At 68.4% G+C, this 21,608-nt stretch carries 21 protein-coding genes; 9 read left to right on the top strand and 12 right to left on the bottom strand.

Features of this window, described 5'->3' with window-relative positions:
• The first annotated feature begins 46 nt into the window (after positions 1–46).
• A complete protein-coding gene (locus tag PPZ50_RS00640) occupies positions 47–382 on the top strand; it encodes a DUF3060 domain-containing protein (RefSeq protein WP_066691799.1) in 336 nt (111 codons plus the stop codon).
• Positions 383–497: 115 nt separating this feature from the next.
• Here the strand turns inward: PPZ50_RS00640 and PPZ50_RS00635 are convergent, their stop codons facing one another.
• Together PPZ50_RS00635 and PPZ50_RS00630 are read right to left on the bottom strand one after the other, a co-directional pair.
• Positions 498–1,427, bottom strand: a complete 930-nt coding sequence (locus PPZ50_RS00635; RefSeq protein WP_066692752.1) for an ROK family protein — start codon at positions 1,425–1,427, stop codon at positions 498–500.
• 111 nt (positions 1,428–1,538) lie between these two features.
• Positions 1,539–1,988 (bottom strand): nuclear transport factor 2 family protein, encoded by a 450-nt coding sequence (locus PPZ50_RS00630; protein WP_232308016.1) that lies wholly within the window; start codon positions 1,986–1,988, stop codon positions 1,539–1,541.
• A 71-nt stretch (positions 1,989–2,059) separates the two neighbouring features.
• Here PPZ50_RS00630 and PPZ50_RS00625 point away from each other — a divergent pair, with 71 nt between their 5' ends.
• Positions 2,060–2,206, top strand: a complete 147-nt coding sequence (locus PPZ50_RS00625) for a hypothetical protein (RefSeq protein ID WP_157092771.1) — start codon at positions 2,060–2,062, stop codon at positions 2,204–2,206.
• Between the two features lie 4 nt (positions 2,207–2,210).
• Here the strand turns inward: PPZ50_RS00625 and PPZ50_RS00620 are convergent, their stop codons facing one another.
• The gene (locus PPZ50_RS00620) at positions 2,211–3,407 is read right to left on the bottom strand and encodes an ROK family transcriptional regulator (RefSeq protein WP_066691796.1); all 1,197 of its coding nucleotides are present in this window, start codon (positions 3,405–3,407) and stop codon (positions 2,211–2,213) included.
• 221 nt (positions 3,408–3,628) lie between these two features.
• Between PPZ50_RS00620 and PPZ50_RS00615 the strand changes: the two genes are divergently transcribed.
• The 4 genes from PPZ50_RS00615 (at position 3,629) to PPZ50_RS00600 (ending at position 9,133) form a co-directional block, all read left to right on the top strand.
• Positions 3,629–6,133, top strand: a complete 2,505-nt coding sequence (locus PPZ50_RS00615; RefSeq protein WP_066691790.1) for a glycoside hydrolase family 3 protein — start codon at positions 3,629–3,631, stop codon at positions 6,131–6,133.
• A 182-nt stretch (positions 6,134–6,315) separates the two neighbouring features.
• Positions 6,316–7,812, top strand: coding sequence for a carboxylesterase/lipase family protein (locus PPZ50_RS00610; RefSeq protein WP_066691788.1), 1,497 nt, complete (start codon positions 6,316–6,318; stop codon positions 7,810–7,812).
• Positions 7,809–8,543: a GDSL-type esterase/lipase family protein gene (locus PPZ50_RS00605; RefSeq protein ID WP_066691785.1), complete on the top strand. Its 735-nt coding sequence runs from the start codon at positions 7,809–7,811 to the stop codon at positions 8,541–8,543. The genes PPZ50_RS00610 and PPZ50_RS00605 overlap by 4 nt, the downstream gene beginning before the upstream one ends.
• A gap of 257 nt (positions 8,544–8,800) precedes the next feature.
• Positions 8,801–9,133: a hypothetical protein gene (locus PPZ50_RS00600; protein WP_066691782.1), complete on the top strand. Its 333-nt coding sequence runs from the start codon at positions 8,801–8,803 to the stop codon at positions 9,131–9,133.
• Positions 9,134–9,232: 99 nt separating this feature from the next.
• On the opposite strand, the gene PPZ50_RS00595 is transcribed toward PPZ50_RS00600, so the two are convergent.
• From PPZ50_RS00595 to asd, 4 genes are all read right to left on the bottom strand, one after another.
• On the bottom strand, positions 9,233–10,120 hold the full coding sequence (locus tag PPZ50_RS00595) for an ROK family protein (protein ID WP_066691779.1): 888 nt from the start codon (positions 10,118–10,120) through the stop codon (positions 9,233–9,235).
• A 5-nt stretch (positions 10,121–10,125) separates the two neighbouring features.
• Positions 10,126–11,997 carry a M61 family metallopeptidase gene (locus tag PPZ50_RS00590; RefSeq protein WP_084401668.1) on the bottom strand — a complete coding sequence of 624 codons (1,872 nt, stop codon included), beginning with the start codon at positions 11,995–11,997 and terminating at the stop codon, positions 10,126–10,128.
• A 178-nt stretch (positions 11,998–12,175) separates the two neighbouring features.
• A complete protein-coding gene (locus PPZ50_RS00585; RefSeq protein WP_066692747.1) occupies positions 12,176–13,000 on the bottom strand; it encodes an amidohydrolase family protein in 825 nt (274 codons plus the stop codon).
• Between the two features lie 163 nt (positions 13,001–13,163).
• Positions 13,164–14,063, bottom strand: a complete 900-nt coding sequence (asd, locus tag PPZ50_RS00580) for an archaetidylserine decarboxylase (RefSeq protein WP_232308015.1) — start codon at positions 14,061–14,063, stop codon at positions 13,164–13,166.
• Positions 14,064–14,098: 35 nt separating this feature from the next.
• Here asd and PPZ50_RS00575 point away from each other — a divergent pair, with 35 nt between their 5' ends.
• Positions 14,099–15,763: an aminotransferase class III-fold pyridoxal phosphate-dependent enzyme gene (locus PPZ50_RS00575; RefSeq protein WP_066691774.1), complete on the top strand. Its 1,665-nt coding sequence runs from the start codon at positions 14,099–14,101 to the stop codon at positions 15,761–15,763.
• A 79-nt stretch (positions 15,764–15,842) separates the two neighbouring features.
• Here the strand turns inward: PPZ50_RS00575 and PPZ50_RS00570 are convergent, their stop codons facing one another.
• The 4 genes from PPZ50_RS00570 to PPZ50_RS00555 form a co-directional block, all read right to left on the bottom strand.
• Positions 15,843–16,037 (bottom strand): hypothetical protein, encoded by a 195-nt coding sequence (locus PPZ50_RS00570; protein ID WP_066691771.1) that lies wholly within the window; start codon positions 16,035–16,037, stop codon positions 15,843–15,845.
• A gap of 19 nt (positions 16,038–16,056) precedes the next feature.
• Complete coding sequence (locus tag PPZ50_RS00565) at positions 16,057–16,260, bottom strand: hypothetical protein (RefSeq protein ID WP_232308014.1); 204 nt, start codon at positions 16,258–16,260, stop codon at positions 16,057–16,059.
• Positions 16,261–16,779: 519 nt separating this feature from the next.
• Complete coding sequence (locus PPZ50_RS00560; protein ID WP_066691765.1) at positions 16,780–17,391, bottom strand: hypothetical protein; 612 nt, start codon at positions 17,389–17,391, stop codon at positions 16,780–16,782.
• Between the two features lie 27 nt (positions 17,392–17,418).
• Positions 17,419–18,117: a class I SAM-dependent methyltransferase gene (locus PPZ50_RS00555; protein ID WP_066691762.1), complete on the bottom strand. Its 699-nt coding sequence runs from the start codon at positions 18,115–18,117 to the stop codon at positions 17,419–17,421.
• Positions 18,118–18,319: 202 nt separating this feature from the next.
• Here PPZ50_RS00555 and PPZ50_RS00550 point away from each other — a divergent pair, with 202 nt between their 5' ends.
• Together PPZ50_RS00550 and PPZ50_RS00545 are read left to right on the top strand one after the other, a co-directional pair.
• The gene (locus PPZ50_RS00550) at positions 18,320–19,243 is read left to right on the top strand and encodes a UDP-2,3-diacylglucosamine diphosphatase (protein ID WP_084401666.1); all 924 of its coding nucleotides are present in this window, start codon (positions 18,320–18,322) and stop codon (positions 19,241–19,243) included.
• Positions 19,240–20,295, top strand: coding sequence for a glycosyltransferase family 4 protein (locus PPZ50_RS00545; protein ID WP_066691759.1), 1,056 nt, complete (start codon positions 19,240–19,242; stop codon positions 20,293–20,295). Before PPZ50_RS00550 ends, PPZ50_RS00545 begins: the two co-directional genes overlap by 4 nt.
• Before the next feature lie 126 nt (positions 20,296–20,421).
• Here the strand turns inward: PPZ50_RS00545 and PPZ50_RS00540 are convergent, their stop codons facing one another.
• The gene (locus PPZ50_RS00540) at positions 20,422–21,591 is read right to left on the bottom strand and encodes a carbohydrate porin (RefSeq protein ID WP_066691756.1); all 1,170 of its coding nucleotides are present in this window, start codon (positions 21,589–21,591) and stop codon (positions 20,422–20,424) included.
• Positions 21,592–21,608 lie beyond the last annotated feature (17 nt).

The raw sequence follows: 21,608 nt of genomic DNA, 5'->3' as shown, positions 1-21,608 counted from the left end.
CCTGATCCGGTTAGGCTAACCGCCTGATTGTCCCGGGAGAGAGATCATGGCCGTTCGCGCCGCGCTGTTGTTGTCCGCCCTCGTACTGCCCGCCACGCTGCCGGCACAGGTCCGTCAGGAAGGGGCGGGAGCGACGCAGGAACTCGACTGCGGCGGCGGCGTCGCCACCGTCGAGGGGGCGGGCAATACCATGATGATCACCGGCCGGTGCAGCGCGCTGGTGATCGAAGGGGCCGGTAACCGCGTGACGATCGACCTCGCCCCGCGCGCCTCGGTCAGGATCGCCGGGGCCAGCAACACCGTCCTCTACCGCACCCCTGATGGCAGCAAGGCGCGCGTCAGTGTCGCCGGGGCGGGCAACCGGGTGTCGATGCAGCGATAGAACTCTACCCTATCGTCACCCCGGGCTTGACCCGGGGTCCCGCTTCTTTCCGTCGATGATAAGCGGGACCCCGGATCAAGTCCGGGGTGACGTCGCTTATTCCGAGAGGCCAGCCCTACGCCGCCACCCGCTCCGCCAGTGCCACCTGCGCCAGCGCGATCGACCCCATCGGCCCGGCCTGATCGCCCAGCGCCGGGGCGACGACATAGTCGCGCTCGGGCAGCGGCAGATAGCCGTTGATGCTCGCCCGCAGCGCCGGTTCGATCCGCGCCAGCAGATGCGGCTGCTTGTTCATCACCCCGCCGCCGATCGCGATCCGCTTCGGCCCCGTGGTGCACACCATCGCATGGCACATTGCGGTGATCGCCGACTCGACCCGGTCCCACACCGGATGATCGTTCGCCAGCGTGGACACATGGACATCGCCCAGCGCCGCCTTGATGCCCGTGCCCGATGCCAGCCCCTCGACGCAATCGTCATGGAACGGGCAGCCGCTGGGCAGCGTGTCGGTGGCCAGGCGCGGCACGCGCAGATGGCCGATCTCGGCATGGCCGATCCCGCGCGTCGGCTTGCCGTTGACGAGCAACCCGACCCCGACCCCGGTGCCGATCGTGACATAGGCGAAATCGTCCAGCCCCTTGGCACAGCCCCACAGCACCTCGGCAAAGGCCGCACCGTTGACATCGGTATCGAACGCGACCGGCACGTCGAACCCGCTCGACAACGCACCGGCGACATCGGTCATCGGCCAGTCGGGTTTGGTCGTGGCGAGGATATGGCCCCAGGTCGGCGAGGACGGATCGAGATCGACCGGGCCGAAGCTGGCGATGCCCAGTGCGGCGAACCCCCCGGCGTCCCACCACTTCTGCAGGATAGCAGCAATCGCCGGCAGGGTGACGGCGGGATGTTCGGTCGGTACGGTTTCCTGCGCCAGGATGGCGTCGGGTCCGTGCGCCAGCGTGCAGACGCACTTGGTCCCGCCCAGTTCGATCCCGGCCAGCGGCAACGCGCCATGCCTGCCCCGTGCCGCCGGATCGAAAGTCATGTTCATCCCCCAAAACCCGTTTTACTTGTGAATATCGATTTAGCGTCGCAGGATTCGGGGAAAAGAGCAAATTGAAATTCTAATTGCGTGTTCCCAGGCGCGACCGGGTGCTCAGCGGGCCGGCGGAATCGGGGTATATTGCGCCGATACCAGCCGCCACCCATTCCCTGTGCGCCGCGCGACATAGCCGACGCGGATCGCCCGCACCGTTCCGTTCGGCAGCGTGATCGCCTTGCGTTCGGTCATGGATGCGGTGTTGCCGTTCACCCGCACGACCCGTTCGTCATGGCGCATCGGCGGGGCGGGGTGGCGCTTCTCGGGCGCATAGAAGCCTAGCACCTCCGCGCGGGAATCGACCGTGCCGACCGGCGAAATCTCGACATAATCGTCCGCCAGCGTGGCGGCGAGGGCGTCGGGGTCGAACGCCGCGCGAGCGGCATCGAACCGGTCGACCAGCGCCGCGATCGCCGCCGAAGGTTGCGGCGCGGCGACGGCCGGCGCGGTGACGCTCATCGCGGCGGCGGCGATCATGCCACCCATGGCACCGATACGTACGATCATCGTCCCTCCGTTATCGCTAACTGCGAATTAACCATGTCGGGCGATACTGGTCCGATCACGGAGGCGACGCCATGCGGAACGATCCCCTGTCACCCGGCCCTGCGCCCGCACCCGCCACCGGATGCGGGACCCGTTTCGAACTGGCGCTGGTCGCCGCGTTCAAGGGCGGGGCGACGCCCGCCGCTCCCTGCCCGCCGCCACGACCGACCAGCGGCTGATCGCTCAGCCGGCCTCCTCTGCCTTCCACAGGGCGGTGGCGCTCGGCAGCAGGAAATGGCTGAACGGCAGGATCGCCGCACCGACCGCCGGGGCATCCTCCGCCAGCATCGCGCGGCGCACCGGGGCAAGGGCGGGCACGTTGCCGACCGTCGCCATTCGCGCGTTCAGCCGCTCGGCCAGCGTATCGACATGCCCGCCGGGCAGCCGTCCGCCGACGAACACCGCCGCCGGATTGATCAGGCAGTTGATCGCGACCAGCGGTTCGACCAGCCGTTCGACCGACGCATCGATCCAGCTGTCGACCACCGCCAGCAGCGCCGGATCGTCGCTGCGTCCGCCCAGCATGTCGGCCAGGGTGAAGCCCGCATCGCGCAGCGGGTGCGACAGCCCCGACAGCGACACGGTATGCTGGATCTGCGCCTGCCCGCCCTTGCCGTCGCTGCCCAGCAGGAAGCCCAGCTCGCCCGATCGCCCCTGCGCCCCGCGATAATAGCTGCCGTCCAGCACCAGCCCGCCGCCCAGTGCCGAGGAGATCAGGACATAGAAGAAACTCGCCTGATGCTGGCCATGTCCCAGCTGTAATTCGCCCATCGCGGCGGCGGCGGCGTCGTTCTCGACAAAGACCGGCAGGTCGAGTGGTGCTGCGAACAGCTCGGCCATGTCGACGCCTTCCCAGACGGTATAATTGTCCGGGCGGCCGGGCAGGTCGACGGTGCCCAGATCGTCGGGCCGCGCGACGCCGATGCCGACGATGCGCTGGCGGTCCACCCCCGCCTCGGCGATCAGCGGGTCGATCGCCGATTGATAGAAGGCGGCGACGTCGTCGGGCATCGGAAACTCGACTTCCTGCGATGCGCGCGCCAGCGTCTGTCCCGCGAAATCGACCAGCACGATCGTCACATGGTCGCGGTCGATATTGATGCCGATCGCGAAGCAGGCGGCGGGATTGACCACCAGCTTGGTCGGCGGCTGCCCGCGCCCGCCGCGCCGCTGCCCGGCCTCCAGCACCAGCCCTTCGCTCAGCAGCCGCCGGGTGATGTTGGCGATCGCCGGCGGGGTCAGCCCGGTGATATTGGCCAGGTCGATCCGGGTCAGCGACCCCGACACCCGGATCGCGTGCAGCGTCACCCGCTGGTTATGGTCCGCCGCACGTTCGAGATTGGTTCCCGACAGGCGGATGGGCGCGCGCTCGATCGTCACCGACCGGCAACCGCATGGATGGGGGGCAACACCGAATTCTCCCTGTACGACGGTCGGGCCGCCGGTTTGTCGGACAACAGCGTGGACCAGCCGGACCCGCGGTTCAATCCGAAACTCACTATCGAAAACCGCGCAATGATCGTTGACAACGCTGTCGGAATTGCCGAACGGGTGGGCAAGAGGAATGTGCGGTTCGCGCGCACGTCGGGGAGAGCGATGTCATGAAACCGGTTACGACGTATCTGCTGGGCACCGCCCTGTGCCTGGGCGCACTGCCCGCCGCGGCACAGACCGTGCCGGCGCCGGCGCCGGCGGCGACCGTCCATCCCGAACTCTGGCCGCGGGCGAACTGGCCGTACAAGGCCGACCCTGCGATCGAGGCGCGCATCGCCGACCTGCTCAAGCGGATGACGCTGGAGGAAAAGGTCGGGCAGGTCGTGCAGGGCGACATCGCCAGCCTGACGCCGGAAGACGTCAAGCGCTATCACCTCGGCTCGGTCCTGAACGGCGGCAATTCCGCGCCGAACAACGACGAATTCGCGCCCGCTTCCGAATGGCTGAAGCTCGCCGACCGTTTCTACGAAGCGTCGGTCGACAAGAGCGGCGGCGGCGTCGGCGTGCCCGTGATCTGGGGCACCGACGCGGTGCATGGCCACAGCAATATCGTCGGTGCGACGCTGTTCCCGCACAATGTCGGGCTGGGTGCGATGCACGATCCGGCGCTGATGCGGAAGATCGCGCAGGCGACCGCCGCCGAAATCCGCGCGACCGGCATCGAATGGACCTTTGCGCCGACGATCACCGTGCCGCAGGACCTGCGCTGGGGCCGCGCCTACGAAGGCTATTCGTCCGATCCGAAGCTCGTCGCCAGCTACGTCACCCAGTTCATCGAAGGGCTGCAGGGCGCGCCGGGATCGACCAACCAGTTGAAGGGTCCCTACGTCCTCGCCTCGACCAAGCATTTCCTGGCGGACGGCGGCACCTTTGGCGGTCAGGATCAGGGCGACGCGAAGATTTCCGAAACCCAGCTGCGCGACATTCACGGCACGCCCTATGTCTCGGCGATCAACGCCGGGGTGCAGACGGTCATGGCCAGCTTTTCGAGCTGGAACGGTGAAAAGATTACCGGTCACAAGGGCCTGATGACCGATGTGCTGAAAAAGCGCATGGGCTTTGGCGGTTTCATCGTCAGCGACTGGAACGCGCATGGCCAGGTGGCGGGCTGCACCAACGCGTCGTGCCCGCGTGCGATCAACGCCGGTCTCGACATGTACATGGCGCCCGACAGCTGGAAGCCGATCTGGGAAAACCTGGTCGCCCAAGTGAAGTCGGGCGAAGTCCCGATGGCACGCCTCGACGACGCCGTATCCAACATCCTGCGCGTTAAGCTGCGCGCCGGTCTGTTCGACGCGGGCAAGCCGTCGTCGCGCCCGCTGTCGGGCAAGTTCGACCTGCTCGGCAGCCCTGAGCACCGCGCGATCGCGCGCGAAGCGGTGGCCAAGTCGCTGGTGCTGCTCAAGAACAACGGTTCGCTGCTGCCGATCAAGGCCGGGGCTCGGGTGCTGGTCGCCGGTGACGGGGCCGACGACGTCGCGCGCCAGTCGGGCGGCTGGACGCTGACGTGGCAGGGGACGGGGATCGATCCGAAATATTTCCCCGGCGCGACCTCGATCTACCAGGGGATCGACGCCGCGGCCAAGGCGGCGGGCGGTTCGGCCATGCTGTCGCCCGATGGCAGCTTCACCGGCGCCAAGCCCGATGCGGCGATCGTCGTGTTCGGCGAAACGCCCTATGCCGAGTTCCAGGGTGACATCAAGACGCTGCAGCTGCGCCCCGAACTGCGCCAACCCATTGAAACCATGAAGAAGCTGAAGGCGCAGGGCATTCCCGTCGTCGCCGTCATGCTGACCGGTCGCCCGCTGTTCGTGAACGCCGCGATCAACGCCGCCGATGCGTTCGTCGTCGCGTGGCTGCCCGGATCGGAAGGGGCTGGGGTCGCCGATGTGCTGCTCAAGGACCGCAGTGGCAAGGCGAAGCGCGACTTCACCGGCACCTTGTCCTTCCCGTGGCCGGCGACGGCGGATGCCACCGGTCCGACCCAGTTTCCGCTGGGCTATGGCCTGACCGGCGCCAGCAGGACGGTCGTGCCGACCCTGTCGGAGGACGCCAAGGTGGCCGAAGCCGATGCCGGCGACGTGTTCATGGACAAGGGCCTGCCCGCGACCGCATGGTCGCTGGAGGTCGGCGGCGCCGGCACCGGCGGCAATACCCGCATCACGACGGTCCCGGCACAGTCGGGCGCCGGCCGCGTGAAGGTCACCGCGACCGACCATGGTGTTCAGGAAGGCGCGCGCCGCTTCGTCGTCGATGGCAGCGGCCCGGCGCAGATCCTGCTCAGCACCCAGTCGCCGGTCGACCTGACGCGCCAGACCAATGGCGACGTGATGCTGACCGCGACGATGCGGGTCGATGCCGCCCCGACCAGGCCGGTCACCCTGTCGCTGCGCAGCGGTCCGGGTAGCGGGCAGGTGGCGCTCGGCCGGCTCGAACCGCTGGGCACCGGCCAGTGGAAGACGCTGGGCGTGCCGCTCAAATGCTTCGGCGGCAATGTGAACATGGGCAAGGTCGACACGCCGTTCGTGCTGACCACCGACGGCACGATGACGGTCAGCGTGGCACGCGTCGCGCTCGGCACCACGGCGGACGTGAAGCTCAGCTGCAAGTAAAAGGTCCTCCCCGATCCGCGGGGAGGGGGACCATGCGCAGCATGGTGGAGGGGGGTATCCGCCTACGGAACCGTTGCGTTGCGGGGCGAGCCCCCTCCACCATCACCTACGGCGACGGTCCCCCTCCCCGTGCCGGGGAGGATTTGCTACCCGAACGCGGACGGCAACACAGGGGCACGGCGATGAAGGCAATCTGGGCAACTCTCCTCCTCGCCGCGACAACCCCCGCCACCGCACAGGAAGCCACCCCTGCTGCCCCGACCCCACCCCGCGTCTCGGTCTCCGGCGGCATCGTCGAGGGCAGGGCCGAGGCCGACCGCATCCTCTTTCGCGGTATCCCCTTCGCCGCGCCGCCGCTGGCCGCCAACCGCTGGCGCGAACCGCAGCCGGTGGTCGAATGGACCGGCATCCGCACTACCACCGCCCGCGCGCCGGCCTGTCTCCAGAACGACTATGGCTGGAACCGCGCCGACCATGTGTTCGCCAGCGAGGACTGCCTGACGCTCGACGTCGGCACCCCGGCGCTGACCGGCAAGCGTCCGGTGATCGTGTGGATTCACGGCGGCAGCAACCGCGCGGGATCGGCGGGCGACATGGCGCTGTCGTCGATCGGCAAGCGCGGGGTCGTCGTCGTCGCCATCCAGTACCGGCTCGGCATCTTCGGCTTCCTGCCCCACCGGGCGCTGGCGGCGGAAGCGGAGGGCAAGAGCGGCAATTACGGCCTGATGGACCAGATCGCGGCGCTGCGCTGGGTTCGCGACAACATCGCCAAGTTCGGCGGCGATCCCGACAACGTCACCATCGCCGGGGAAAGCGCCGGATCGCAGGACGTGTCGCTCCTCCTCGCCTCGCCGCTGGCGCGCGGACTGTTCGCCAAGGCCGCGATGGAGTCGGGCACCCCCGGCTTCGGCCTGCCATGGCGTCCGCTCAAGGAAGCGTTCCGCATCGGCGACCAGTTGGACGTACTGCTCGGCACCCGTGGCAGCGCGAGTCTTCGCACCGTATCGCCCGCCGCGTTGCTGGCGGCCGACCTGAAGCTGCACGATGCGAAGCTGACCGCCGACGATTATCTCTATCTGCGCACGACCATCGACGGCGCGGTCCTGCCCGACACGCCCGACCGGCTGTTCGTCACCGCGCCGAAGCGTCCGGTGATTATCGGCAGCAACGTGCTCGAACTCGACCTGCCCGGCGGCCGTCCGGCACGCGACGGGTTCGTCGACCTGTCGTTCGGCGCCAATGCCGAGGGCGCGCGGACCTTCTACCGGCTCGACGAACCCGATCCGCTGCCGCATCCGCGCCTTGGCACCCGCGACCAGCAGATCGCGACCGACGCCACCTTCCGCTGCCCGGCGGGCAGCCTCGCCAACCTGCTCGCCACCCGCAACTGGCCGGTATGGCGCTACGAGTTCGACATGGCGCGCGACGGCGGGGCGGGGCCGACGACCCATGCGGCCGAGATCGACTATATCTTCAACGATCGCCGCGCCGGGCCGGTCTGGATGCAGGATTACTGGGTCGCCTTCGCCACCACCGGCGATCCCAATGGCGATGGCCGTCCGGCCTGGGCGCGCAGCGTCCGGGGCAAGCCCGCCAACATCCTGTTCGACGCCCGCGGCGCCACCCCGCGCGACGGCGACATCCGCCCGGAACTCTGCCGCCTGCAAGGATCGTTATGACCCCCGATCGTCGCCATTTCCTCGGCCTCGCCGCCGCGTCCGCGTTGCTGCCCGCTGCCGCCTGTGCCGCGCAGGAGGAAAGCTGGGAAGTGAAGCACCAGCGCCAGCTCGCGACCGACTGGCCGTGGCTGGGGCGCTATGCCGCCGACAATGCTGCGCTCGCCGCATCGGGGGCGAGGACCGACATCGTCTTCATGGGCGACTCGATCACCGAAGGCTGGCGCGGCAGCCGCCCCGCCTTCTTCCGCCCCGGCCGGGTCGGGCGCGGGATCAGCGGACAGACGACGCCGCAGATGGTGCTGCGCATGATGGCCGATGTCGTCGCCCACCGCCCGCGCTATGTGCACATCATGGCCGGCACCAACGACATCGCCGGCAATACCGGGCCGATGACGGCGGCGCAGACGCATGACAATCTCGCGATGATGGCGATGATCGCACGTCAGGCCGGCATCGGCGTGCTGCTCGCCAGCGTGCCGCCGGCGGACGGTTTCCCATGGAAGCCGGGCCTCGCCACCGTCGCCCCGATCCGCGCGATCAACGCCTGGGCGAAGGACTATGCCGCGAAGAACCGCATCACCTTCGTCGACTATACCCCGGCACTCGCGACGCCGGCCGGCGCGATGCGGCCGGGCTTTGCCGATGACGGCGTCCACCCGACCCCGGCCGGCTATGCCGCGATGGAGAAGGTACTGACCCCGATCCTGCGCGCCAAGGGCTTGCCGGCCTAGCCGCCCCCAAAACGTCACCCCAGCGCAGGCTGGGGTCTCTCGCGGCTCCTGTCCCGCCGACAACCGGGATACCCCAGCCTGCGCCGGGGTGACGTATGTGGCGGGGCAGGGGGCTTGCCTTCCGTCTCCCGAAAGCTGAACGACCCCGGCCAAGTCGCGACAATCCGACACAATTTTCCGTCCTTTGCGACAAACCCCTGCGACAGCCGTTCGCCATTTTCACCTTCGACCTTGATGGTCCGCAAAGGAGAAAAGGGATGAAGAAGTTCGCACTGATGCTCGCCGGCCTCGGCGCCCTGATGACCGCGCTGCCCGCCGCCGCCCAGCCGTGGCAGTCGGTCAACCAGCGCCAGGCGCAGATCGAACGCCGCATCGACCAGGGTATCCGGAACGGCTCGCTCAGCCGGCGCGAGGCGGTGAACCTGCGCGCCGAATTCCGCCAGATCGCCAATCTCGAACAGCGCTATCGCCGCTCGAACGGCCTTTCGATGCAGGAACGCCGCGACCTCGACCGCCGCTTCGACGCGCTGGCCTACAAGGTTCGCGTCGACAAGCACGACCGCAACGGTCGCCCGGGCTATCGGCGCTGAGCGCGGCAAACCGTATCCCCGCGCAGGCGGGGATCCAGGGCCAGGCACGCTGCGGTAGCATCTGACGCTCTGGACCCCCGCCTGCGCGGGGGTACGGTATCATTTCCCCGCGACGAACGCCCCGATCAACCCCGCTTCGTCGCCCAGCCGCCCCGGCACCACCACCGGCGTCGCGACCGGGGTCAGCAAGTTCGCCCGTACCCGCGCGTCGAGCGCTGCGATCAGACCGGTGGCATTGGCCAGCCCGCCCCCCACCGGCACGATCGTCGCCGACACCGCATGCAGCAGCATCGCGATCGACCCGCCGATCAGGTCGCAAAACCACGCGACCGTCGCATATGCCTTTGCATTGCCCGCCTCAGCACCCCGCGTGATCGCGATGCTGTCGGCGTCCACGCCATGCAGGAAGCGGTGCAGCCGCTCCAGGCCGCGCGCGCTGCCGATCGTGTCGAGACACCCGTGCCGCCCGCAACCGCAGGGGAACACCGGCATCGCATTGGCCGCGACGGGGCTGGCATGAATCACCTGCCCATGGCCCCATTCGCCGCCGATCCCGCCCGCACCGCTGACGATCCGCCCCCGCTCGACCAGCCCCCCGCCGACTCCGGTGCCCAGGATAATGCCGAACACCCGCTCATGCCCTTGGCCCACGCCCATCGCCGCTTCGGCCAGCACGAACGCATCGGCGTCGTTCACCACCCGCACCGGCTGCGCCAACGCCGCGCTGAGATCGCGCGCCAATGCCCGCCCGTCGATGCACGGAATGTTGGCGCTGGTGACCTTGCCGCTCGTCGGATCGACCAGCCCCGCGGTCGCGATCGACACCGAATCGCACGGCACCGCCTGTACCGCATCGGCGAAGGCCGCGACGAACGCCGCCCAGTCGCCGACCGGCGTCGCCGTCTTGCGTCGCCACAGGATCCGCGCATCACCGTCGAACGCGGCGATGTCGATGAACGAACCGCCGACATCGGCGCACAGCCGCACGACGCCTATTCCGCGCCCAGCCAGCCGGCCCGGAACGCCCGCTGCTGTGGCGTCGGCGTCCGCCCGACCGTCTCGCCGCGCACGATCTCCAGCGTCGGATCGGCCGCCGGGGTCAGCGTCGCCACCCGCTCGACCCCGCGCTGGCGATAGCGCAGCTCGGTGGGCGTCCCCGACTTCAATGCCGCAACCCCGGCATTCCACGCGGCCAGATCGCCGACCGGCTGACCGCCCAGCGACAGGATCACGTCGCCGCGATCCGCGCCGGCCGCGAACAGCGGCGTGTTCTGCGCCGGCGACAGCAGCAAAGTCACGCCGTCCTTCTCCTGCGTGGCATTGGTCCGCCCGATCCAGCCCTTGCTTGGGTTAGCGGCACGCAGCACCAGCCCCGCCTGATCCAGCAGCGGCGCGAAATCGGGCAGGAAGCTGCCCTCGATCGTCCGGTCGAAAAACTGGTCGGCAAACGCCTTGTCCCCGGTCAGCGTCGTGAGCGCCGCACGCAGGTCGGCAGGCGTATAGGGCTTTTCCGGCGCGCCATGTGTCGCCCACAACAGCCGCATATAATCGTCGAGGCTCTTGCCCGGAAAGCGCTGGCGCAGCTGCAGGTCGAGCGCGAGGCCGATCACCGCGCCATAGCCGTAATAGGACGAAAAGATGTTCGGCTCGACCGGATCGATCGCGGTCGCGGCATCGACGAACGGCGCGCGGAGACTCATCTCCTGTGGCGAGGCGTTGATCCGCGCGGGCAGGCGCGCCGGGTTGTTGACCACCCCGCTGACCATCCCGCCCATTTCGCCCAGCCATTCATCGACCGACGCCAGCCCGGCGCGGCGGATCGCCAGCGGCCCGTAGTAGCTGGTGAACCCCTCGGCCAGCCACAGCGACGGCGTGGGATTGGCGCGGGTGAAGTCGAACGGCTCCAGTTCGCGCGGGCGCAGCCGCTCGACATTCCAGCTATGGAAGAACTCATGCGCCAGCGTGCCGAGCTGGTCGTCGTTCGCCTGCGCCAGCGAGCGCTGATCGGTGATGATCGTCGAGTTGCGATGCTCCATCCCGTCGCCGGTCACCCACGGGCGATAATCGGCGATGAAGGTATAGGTGCCGAAATCATAGTTCGCCGGCGCGCCGAAGATCTTGATCTCCTCGGCCACCACCTTCTTCGCCTTTTCGGTGAAGCGGTCGAGATCGGCGGCGGTGCCGTCATGGTGCAGCGCCAGGCGGAATGTCTTGCCGGCCTCCTGCCATTCGCGAACCATGTGGTTCGACAATTCGGTCGGGCTGTCCATGAAATATTGCAGGTTCGGCGCCCAATAGCTGCCGGGCGCACTCCCGCCGGGCAGCTGCGTCGCGACCTTCCATGTCGGATCGGGGCTGGTGAAGCGCACGCTGATCGGCTGTGCGTCGTACCCGGTCGCCCACATAAAGGTCGCGGGCATGTTCAGATGCGCGTGGGTCGCATCGATCTGCGCATAGGTGCCATCGCCCCGGTCGGCATAGAGCGTGTAGCTGACGATCACCGTGCCGTCATGCCCGGCCACGCTCCAGCCATAGGGATCGGTGCGGATCAGCTTCAGCGGCCGTCCGGCGCCATCGGTCGCGCTGACGTCATAGACGTTCTTGGCGAATTCGTGGATCGCATAGCGCCCCGGCGACGACCGCGACATCTGCACCCTGAGCGGCCCGGCGGGCACGCCGCGCCACGTCGCGACGATCCGTGCTCGGTGATGCGCGGCTTGCGGGAACGACACGTCGTAGCGCACCGGCGCGTTCGCCCCCGGATCGCTGGCGACGGTCCGCGCGGGCATGACCGGCGCGGTCTGCGCTACGGCGGGCCAAGCGAGGCATGAGGCCAGCAACGCGGCGACCAGCGAACGAACCATGGCAATTCCCCTTCGAGTTGGCGTGCTTGTAGCGGGCGGCGGGGGCGTTTTGAAAGGGTGCGGGTGCCTCCCGAATTGTCGTACCCCCGCGCAGGCGGGGGTCCAGAGCCAGGAACGCCGCCGTTCGCGATGGGAAACTCTGGATCCCCGCCTGCGCGGGGATACGGTTCGACGGAAGCTAAACCCCGTAAAACTCCCGCGCCGCGCCCCCCATCAACCGCGCCCGCGCATCGTCCGACAACCCCGCCGTCAAGCCCTGCGTCGTCGCCAGCCAGTCGCCATACCCATCCCCCGCCGCCGACAGCACCGGCCAGTCGCTGCCCCACAGCAACCGCTCCCCGAACCAATCCACCAGCCGCGCGACCATCGGCGCCAGCGCCAGCGGATCGGCCCCCGTCGCCTGTTCGGTGCGCAACCCCGACAGCTTGCACCATACCGAAGGCCGCTCCGCCAGCGCCGCCATCCCCTTGCGCCAGTCCGCATCCCCCGGCGGCGCCGGCTTGGCGGCATGGTCGATCACGATCGGCAGGCCCGGCCAGCGATCCGCGAACGTCGCCAGCATGCCCAAATGCCGCGGCTGCACCAGCGCATCCAGCCTCAGCCCATGCTCGACCATCGCCGCGACCCCGCGCGCGACATCGCCCCGCAACAGCCAGTCGGTATCGCCGATCGCCTGCAGCATCGGCCGCAGCCCGACGAGCTTGCGCCGTGCCGCCAGCGCCGCGATCCGCGCCGGCGCGTCGGGGCTGTCCAGCGCGACCCAGCCGACCACCCCCGCCACCCACGGATCGCCCTCCGCCAGCTCCAGCAGCCAGTCGGTCTCGCGATCATCGGTCTGTGCCTGGACCAGCACCACCCGATCGACCGGCGCATCGCCCATCGCCGCGCGTACATCGGCCAGGTTGTAGCTGCGATACAGCACGCCATCACTCGGCGCCGGCCAGCCATGGAACGGCGCATCGATCCGCCACACATGCAGATGCGCATCGACGATGCCGCTCATCCCGTCCCCCTCCATCACCGACAGAGTGGCGCGGGGCAGGGGTTGAGCGCAACCCTGTCGTCATTCCCGCGAAGGCGGGAATCCATAGACGCTGACGGTTCGGCTCGATCCGCAACGGTGGCGGTTATGGACTCCCGCCTTCGCGGGAGTGACGAGGGAGACCCTAAATCGCCTCGACCACCGCTCGCTCGAACAACACTTCCCCCGCGCGCACCCGGTCGCCGGTCTGCACCCCGTCCGCCAGTACGAACGGCGCGGGCGTCAGCAGCACGATGGTCGACCCATGTTCGAACCACCCCATTTCCTGCCCCTGCACGACCGGCACATCGACATTGGCGACCGGCTCGGCCCGCTCGCGCAACAGCTTCACCGTGTCGAGGAACGTCAGCCGGATCGCCGCGACCAGGATCGCCGCCACCGGCACCAGCAGGATCGACGTCCCGTCGTCCAGCCGCATGCGCACGGTCGCCCGTTCGTTGCGGCAATACAGCCCGTCGACCCGCTTCAGCGCCGGCGGGTTCACGTTGAAACAATCGCCGGGAAAGTACCGCACCCGCTCGACCCGCCCGTCCTGGGGCGCATGAAACCGGTGATACATGCCGGCGGTCAGCCGCAGCGTCACGAAACTCCCGCCCAGATACGCCTCCCCCTCGCCCCCGGTCAGTTCGGCGATCGAATAGCGCTTGCCCTTGGCCTGCACGATGCTGTCGCCGGTGATCGGCCCGCTGGCGACGATGATCCCGTCTGACGGCGACGCCACCTGATGCGCCTGCGCCGCGAAGGTCCGCGCCCCCGGCCGCAGCCGCCGGATGAAGCAGGCATGCATCGAGCGCCAGCTTGTCTCCGCCGCATCGGACAGGTCGACATCGCAAAAGGTCCGCCACACCGCGATCGACGCCTTCGCCACCAGCGGCTGCTCGACCTTGCTGAACCACCCCATCGCGCGGGTCAGCGTCCGGCGCGGCAGCCAGTTGGTCGCGGCATAGTTCAGCGATTCGATATCGGTCAGCTTCGCGATGGCACGGGCGAGCGGCGAGGGAGCGGTGCGGTCCATGGCCGTCATCAATATTTCCTTATCGGGTCATATTTGCGTCAGCCATGATGGCTCTCGCCCCAGCTCTCGCAGCTACCTTCGCCGCCGGCGTCGCCGGTCTCGCCGCCACCAAGGGCCGCGCCCGTCTGCGGCTCAGCCGCGCCAAGCATGGCTCGCTCACCGGCCATGTCCGCTGGGGCCAGCGCATCGCGCGCCAGATCGCCTTCTACGACTATGACGACGCCCGCTTCTTCGCCGCCGACGACGCACCGGCCGACATCGCTGCGAAGCGCCGCGCCGGCTTCGAACGCCTTTCCGCGCTCTACGCGACCCGCTTCGCCAAGACGGTCGCTGCGACGAAGGCATTGCGCGAGGGGCTCTCCGACCTGCAATTCACCGGCCGCTACCGCGTGCCGTTCCAGTTCAGCGCGAAAGTCCGCGACACCCTAGCGACCGGTGCCTTCTACCAGTCGTCGTCGGGCGTGACCGTCACCGACCTCGACGGCAATGTCTTCTACGACCTTGCCGGCTCGTACGGGGTCAACCTGTTCGGCCATGATTTCTACAAGGACTGCATTGCGCAAGGGGCCGCCCGCGTCGCCGATCTCGGGCCGGTGCTGGGCACCTATCACCCGGTCATCGCCGCCAATGTCGACCGGTTGCGTGCGATCAGCGGCATGGACGAGGTCTCGTTCCACATGTCCGGCACCGAAGCGGTAATGCAGGCGGTGCGCCTCGCGCGCTATCACACCGGCCGCCGTCGCGTGGTCCGTTTCGCCGGGGCCTATCATGGCTGGTGGGGCGATGTGCAGCCCGGCATCGGCAACCCGACGCCTGCCGACAACACGCTGACCCTGTCCGAAATGTCCGACCGCACGCTCCACGTGCTGGCCACGCGCAAGGACATCGCCTGCGTGCTGGTGAACCCGCTACAAGCGATGCACCCGAACAAGGGCGCGCCCTCCGACGGCACGCTGGTCGACAGCAGCCGCTCGGCCCGGCTCGACCGCGCCGCCTATCGCGACTGGCTGGTGAAGCTGCGCGACGTCTGCACGCAGGCCGGCGTGGTCCTGATCTTCGACGAGGTGTTCATGGGCTTCCGCCTCGCAAAGTGCGGCATGGCCGAGGCGTTCGGCGTCCGGCCCGACATGGTGACCTATGGCAAGACGCTGGGCGGTGGCCTGCCCATCGGCGTCGTCTGCGGCCGCGCCGAGCTGATGAAGCGCTTCCGCCCCGAAGCGCCCGCCGACATCTGCTTCGCGCGCGGCACCTTCAACGCCCACCCCTATGTCATGGGCGCGATGGACGTGTTCCTCGAACGCCTCGACTCTCCGCAAGTGCAGGCGATGTACGAGGACGTCGACGCCCGCTGGGACGCACGCCTTGCCCGGTTCAACGAAGCGATGGCGGAGGCCGACCTCCCCGTCCGCGCCGCCGGCATGCAGACGGTATGGACGATCCTCTACACCGTCCCCTCGCGCTACAACTGGCTGCTGCAATATTATGCCCGAGCCGAGGGGCTGGCCCTGAGCTGGGTCGGCACCGGCCGCCTGATCTTCAGCCTGAACTATGACGACGCGGCGTTCGCCGAGGTCGTCGCGCGCTTCGTGAAGGCGGCACAGGCGATGCAGCAGGACGGCTGGTGGTGGACCGCGCCGGGCACGACCAACAAGATGCTGCGGCGACAGGTGCTGAAGGAAACCTTGGCGCGGCGGCTGGGGCGGGGCTAAGGCGTATTCCCGCTCCGCCTCCCGCGTAGGCACGGGACGGCCGGATCGGAGTCGGCGGCACCGCGATCGAGACGGCAGCCTACCCTCGCCGGGCGTCGGACGCCGCGTGCAATGCCTCGATGATCGCCCGGTTCGCCTGATGGCCTGACAGGTCCTGCGCTAGCGTGGCATAGCCCTCGCGACGCAGCGCCTGCCGGATCTGGTTCACCGAAAAAAAGTCCCCCGATGCGGCCAGTTCGACTGCGCGGGTGAGGGCGGGGGTGTCGCGGGTCATCGGGGGATCGCTCGCCGGGTCAGCCGTTGCGGACCCACGGCGTCCGCACGACCGTGCCGGCGATCAGCTTCTTGCCGAACGCCTTGCGCATCGTGTCGGCGGCGTCGCCATTCTTCAGCACGACATGCGTGCCGCCCGAATGCAGCGTCTCGATCGCGCTGATCGATGCGCCATGCTTGCGGCACAGTGACTCGACATCGGTTCGTGCGATGCTCACGTTCATCGCCCGCGAAGTCGTCACCGCGGTCGGGGTGCCCCGTCGCCAATCGTCCTGCATGTCGGTCCAGTCATCATTCGAGCAAACGGACCGCCGGGTCACGTGGAAAGGGTCGACTGGCCGGCGCCGGTAGCGGGTCCAGCCAGTATGGCGGGGCCACTTCCGATATGGGGTCGCGCCAGCGCGTTAACAGGTGGCGGGCGCGGATAATGTTGCAGGAGCGCAACGAGCATGGTCGTTCCGGCGTGGTCGTACTGGAAAGCACTTTCCTACACCGAGGCGCCCTGTCACGCTCGCCGCCGCTCTTTCTCCCGGTTGATCGACCAGCCCAACGAAATGCGACCGGTTCGCAAATGCGCGAAACCGGTCACGAGTGTGAACTTAGTGAACTTATTCCGGAAAAGCGTTTGTTTTCAGTGGGCCGCCACGGGCAAAGCCCGTGTCGTCGTCGGACGGCGCTTTTGGCGCCGCCGGCCGGGCGCCTAATGCGGCGCGGCGCAGCGTTCGCTGCGCCTTGCCCGGCGCTTAGTGCCGTGCAGCCTCCTGCAGATCCGTATCGATCCGCGCGCCCTTCAACAGTTGCACCGGCGCTTTCCGGTACAGGATGAAGTCGTTGAACGGATCGGTCACGATCTTGGTCGCCCACACCAGCCCGGTCATCACGTCGCGCTGGATGAACAGCTGCACCACCCGGAACAGCAGCCCGCCCACCGCGAACGCCAGCCACAACAGCGCCAGATGCCGCAGGAACCCGACGAACCCGACATGCGGTTCGAACACCCCGAAAAAGGTCGGGTCGAGCAGCAGCGGGATCGGCGTCGCCGCCCACAGCCCCATGAAGACGACCTTGCGGAACAGGTTATACCCGACCTTGATCTCTTCCTTATGCTCGTGCGTCGCCTGGTTCACATGGTCGTAGGTCTTGGGCTCGAAGAAGAAATGCCCCGATTGCCGCGCGGTCATCGCCACCAGCCAGCCGAGCAGGCTGGCCACCGCCGGGTCGATCCACACCACGACATAGGCGATCAGGAACGTCGTCGCGCTGACGAAGTGCAGCGCCTGGTTGATGATGCTGTGATGGTAATAGCGATGATCGTCCCACCGCTGTTCCTGCAACGCTTCCTTGAATCCGGGCATCGATAAAGCCTTTGAAGATAAGGGTTTTCAGGCGGTCGCGCCGAGCGCGGGCGTCGGGTGGTTGTCCTGTCCGGCAGCGGCCGCGCGCCGGAAGCACACCAGCGAGAAATGGCCGAGCGGGGGCAGGGGCCGGCGCTCGACCAGCTCGGCCTGCGGGTTGCGGGCCGCCCAGTCGCCATAGATCGACCAGGGGAAATCGGTACGCCAGCCCAGCCGACTGGTGATCGGCATCAGCGCGCGCTCGATCCTGGCGCGCATCCCCGCTTCCGCGCCCAGCCGGGTCGCGATCACGATCATGCCGCCGGGCCGCACCACGCGCAGGAACTCGCTCAGGGCACGGTCGGGATGCGGCACCGCCGACACCACGTACTGCGCGACGACGACGTCGAACGACGCGTCGTCGAAATCCAGCGCCTCGGCATCGCCGATCGCGATCCGCTCGACATGGTTGAGCTTCAGCCGGCGCACCCGGTCGCGCGCCTTGTCGAGCATCTGGTCGGCGATATCGATGCCGGTGATCCGGCTCTCGGCGCGGTAATGCGGCAGCGAGATGCCGGTGCCGACCCCCACCTCGAGGATGCGGCCGCCGACCGTCTCCGCCGCGTCGATCGCCGCACGGCGACCCCGCTTGAAGACGGGGCCGAACACCAGGTCATAGATGGGCGCCCAGCGATCATAGGCGCTCGCCACGCCGACGCGGTTCAGTTCCTGAGCCAATCCGTGCATTTCCTTGTCCAGCGCCGTGCGGCTTGTCTGGCCAATTACGATGACGGGATTCGATGACAGCCCAATGGCGCGGGCATGTCAGCAAGGTTTCAGTTTGATGAGAACGGCCGTCACACCCGCGCAATACTATTGTCGCGCGGGGACGTTACTGCGCCGGCATCGCAAGGACGCAAGTCCGGTCCACTGGCGTGGGGGAAGTACGATGACGACGGCATTTGTATCCCGGACCGATCGAAAGAATACGCAACCGCCGGTAAAGTCGCTGGCGCGCAAGATCCCCGACTGGATCAACGACCCGCAAAGCTATCAGGCGGAAGGCCCCAAAAAGTCCTACCGCACCGTCTTCATCTCCGACGTCCATCTGGGTACGCCCGGATGCAGCGCGACCCAGCTGGTCGACTTCCTCCATTCGTTCGAATGCGAGACGCTGTACCTGGTCGGCGACATCGTCGATGGCTGGCAGATCCGTCGCGGCTGGTACTGGCCGTCGAGCCATAACGACGTCATCCGATCGATCCTGAAGTTCGCCCGCCGCGGCACGCGCGTCATCTACATCCCCGGCAACCATGACGAGGCATTCCGCGACTATACCGGCCTCGAATTCGGCGGGGTCGAGATGGTCGAGGAGGATATCCACGAAACCGCCGACGGCCGCCGCCTGCTGGTGCTGCACGGCGACAAGTTCGACGGCGTGGTGCTCTATGCCAAATGGCTCGCCTTCCTCGGCGACCATGCCTACACCGCGCTGCTGAAGGCCAACAGCGTGTGGAACTTCGCCCGGCGCAAGCTCGGCCTGCCCTATTGGTCGCTGTCGGCCTATGCCAAGCATCGCGTGAAGAACGCGGTCAACTTCATCGGCCGGTTCGAGGAAACCGTCGCCCATGCCGCCGCCGAACACGGCGTCGACGGCGTGGTCTGCGGCCATATCCACACCGCCGAGATCCGCCGGATCGGCGATATCATGTACTATAACGACGGCGACTGGGTGGAGAGCTGCACCGCGCTGGTCGAGGATCATGCGGGCGCCATGTCGCTGATCGACTGGCGGGCCGAGACCTGGGAAAAGGAACTGGCGAAGTCGTCGGGCAAGGCGCCCGTCCCCGGCCGGGTGGTCGCCACCGCGTGAGGATCGCCATCGTCAGCGACGCGTGGAGTCCGCAGGTCAACGGCGTCGTCCGCACGCTCCAGACCACGATCGGCCGCCTGCAACAGCGCGGGCATATCGTCGAGACCTATACCCCCGACGGCTTCGCCACCCGGCCGTGCCCCGGCTATCCCGAAATCCGGCTCGCCTTTGGCTGCGGGCCGGAGCTGGGGCGGCGGATCGCGGCGTTCCGGCCCGACGCGATCCATATCGCGACCGAAGGACCGCTCGGCTGGGCGGCACGGCGCTGGTGCCGGCGGCATGGGCTCCGCTTCACCACCTCGTTCCACACCAATTTCGCCGACTATCTGGCGATGCGCACGCACCTGCCCGCCGGGCTGTTCTGGCCGTTCCTGCGCCGCTTCCATGCGGCGGCCAGCGGGGTGATGACCGCCACCGCCCGCGTCGCCGCGTCGCTGCGCGACCACGGCATCGCCCATACGAAGCGCTGGTCGCGCGGCGTCGACCTGTCGCTGTTCAAGCCCGATGGCGGCCAACTCGACGTCGCCACCCTGCCGCGCCCGATCCTGCTCCATGTCGGGCGGATCGCGGTCGAAAAGAATATCGAAGCGTTCCTGTCGCTCGACGTGCCCGGCACCAAGCTGCTGGTCGGCGACGGCCCGGCGCGCGCCGAGCTGGAGCGCCGCTATCCGCTCGCCCGGTTCGTCGGGTTGAAGCAGGGTGCGGCACTCGCCGCTGCCTATCGCGCCGCCGACGTGCTGGTCTTCCCCAGCCGCACCGACACGTTCGGGCTGGTGATGATCGAGGCGCTGGCCTGCGGCACCCCGGTCGCGGGCTATCCGGTACCCGGGCCGCTCGACATCATCGGGACGGACGGCCGGGGCGGCGGCTCCGCACGGATCGGCGCGGTCGACGACGATCTGGCGGCGGCCGTTACCCAGGCGCTGACCGCCGACCGCGACGCCTGCGCCCGTGCCGGCACCGCCTATTGCTGGTCGCATTGCACCGACCAGTTCGTCGGCAATCTGGTCGATGCGGGATTGGGGACGCAGCCGACGCTGGCGGCGGCATAGCTTCGTCACCCCGGACTTGATCCGGGGTCCCGCTTCTTCTTCTGCGCGGTAAAACGCGGGAGGCCGGGTCAAGCCCGGAGCGACGCGTTGTGGAGCGTCGCGGCGCGCTCCACGTGCTGACCCGCCCTACAGCGCCTTCCAAGCCACGATCGCGCGCAGCCCCAGCACCACCGCATCGTCCGCATCCTGCAAACCACCCGGCCGGCGGACATATTGCACGTCGGGCTGCAGCGTCAGGAACGGCAGCACCGCGTCGCTATAGGTCAGCTCGACCATCCCTTCCGATCCGGCCAGCGCCGGTTCGCCCGGCGGATTGGCCTGGCGATAGGGGGTGCTGAGGTCGGCGCTCGCCACGCCGATCGACAGCTGGCTGCCGGGCCGGTCGGGAACGATGCCCCGCCCGGTCACGCCGAGCTGGAACCCGCCGGCAAAGGGAGTCGTCCGCCCATCGGACCATCCGGCGCGGGCAAAGGCGCGCCAATGCCCTGGCTGGTCGGCCTGTCCGGCCAGATCGGTCTCGACCGAGGCATAGACGCCGTGCGACGCCGCCTCGCCCGGGCCGGTGGTGACGCCCGGCGGGATGATGCGCGGCTGGCGCCGGCTATAGGCCCAGCCGCCCAGCGTGAACGACAGCCGCCCCTGCCACCCGGCCTCCGCCACGAACAGCGTCGAACGCCGGCCGCCATCGTCGGTGGTGCCGCGCGGCGCACGGATCGCGACCGCCTGGACATAGTTCCGCTCGTCCCCGGCGCGCAGCCGGATGGCAAGGTCGGTGCGCGGAAAGATCGACGGGCCGTTGGGACCGGTCGCCGCCAGTTCGGACCCGATGCCGAATGCCGGCGCGATCAGGTGCGACGCGGCGTCGTTGGCGTAGAATTCGCTGTTCAGGTCGTATCTGCCGACCAGCACCGACAGCCGGTCATCGGCGAAACTCTGCTGGATCCATGCCTGGTACAGCAGCAGGTCGGCCCCGGCGACCTCGATATTGTTCACGCCCTGCAACGTGCCGGCGATGTCGTTGGGCCGCCCGCCCAGATTGTTGAGCAGGCTGGCAAAGGCGGTGCCGCCCCGCCAGCCGACCGCGCGGTCGAGGTCGAGCGAGGCGAGCAGGTCGAGATTGTCGAGATAGCGTGCCCCGCGCGCATCGCCCGCCGCCACCCCGACCACATCGCCTTTGTACACCAGGTCGATGGCCAGCGGCCCGGCCGCTTCGTCCTGCGCCCGTGCCGGCGTGACCAGCATCGCCATCGCCATCGCCGTCCCGATCGCCGCATTCCCCAACCAGTTCCGTCCCATGCAACGTCCCCCTGTCG

Origin of the sequence: Sphingomonas hankookensis (assembly GCF_028551275.1) — a bacterium.
Classification (GTDB): Bacteria; Pseudomonadota; Alphaproteobacteria; order Sphingomonadales; family Sphingomonadaceae; genus Sphingomonas; species Sphingomonas hankookensis_A.
The sequence above is the reverse complement of the archived record's forward strand: the minus strand, read 5'-3'. Positions and strand labels throughout refer to the sequence as shown.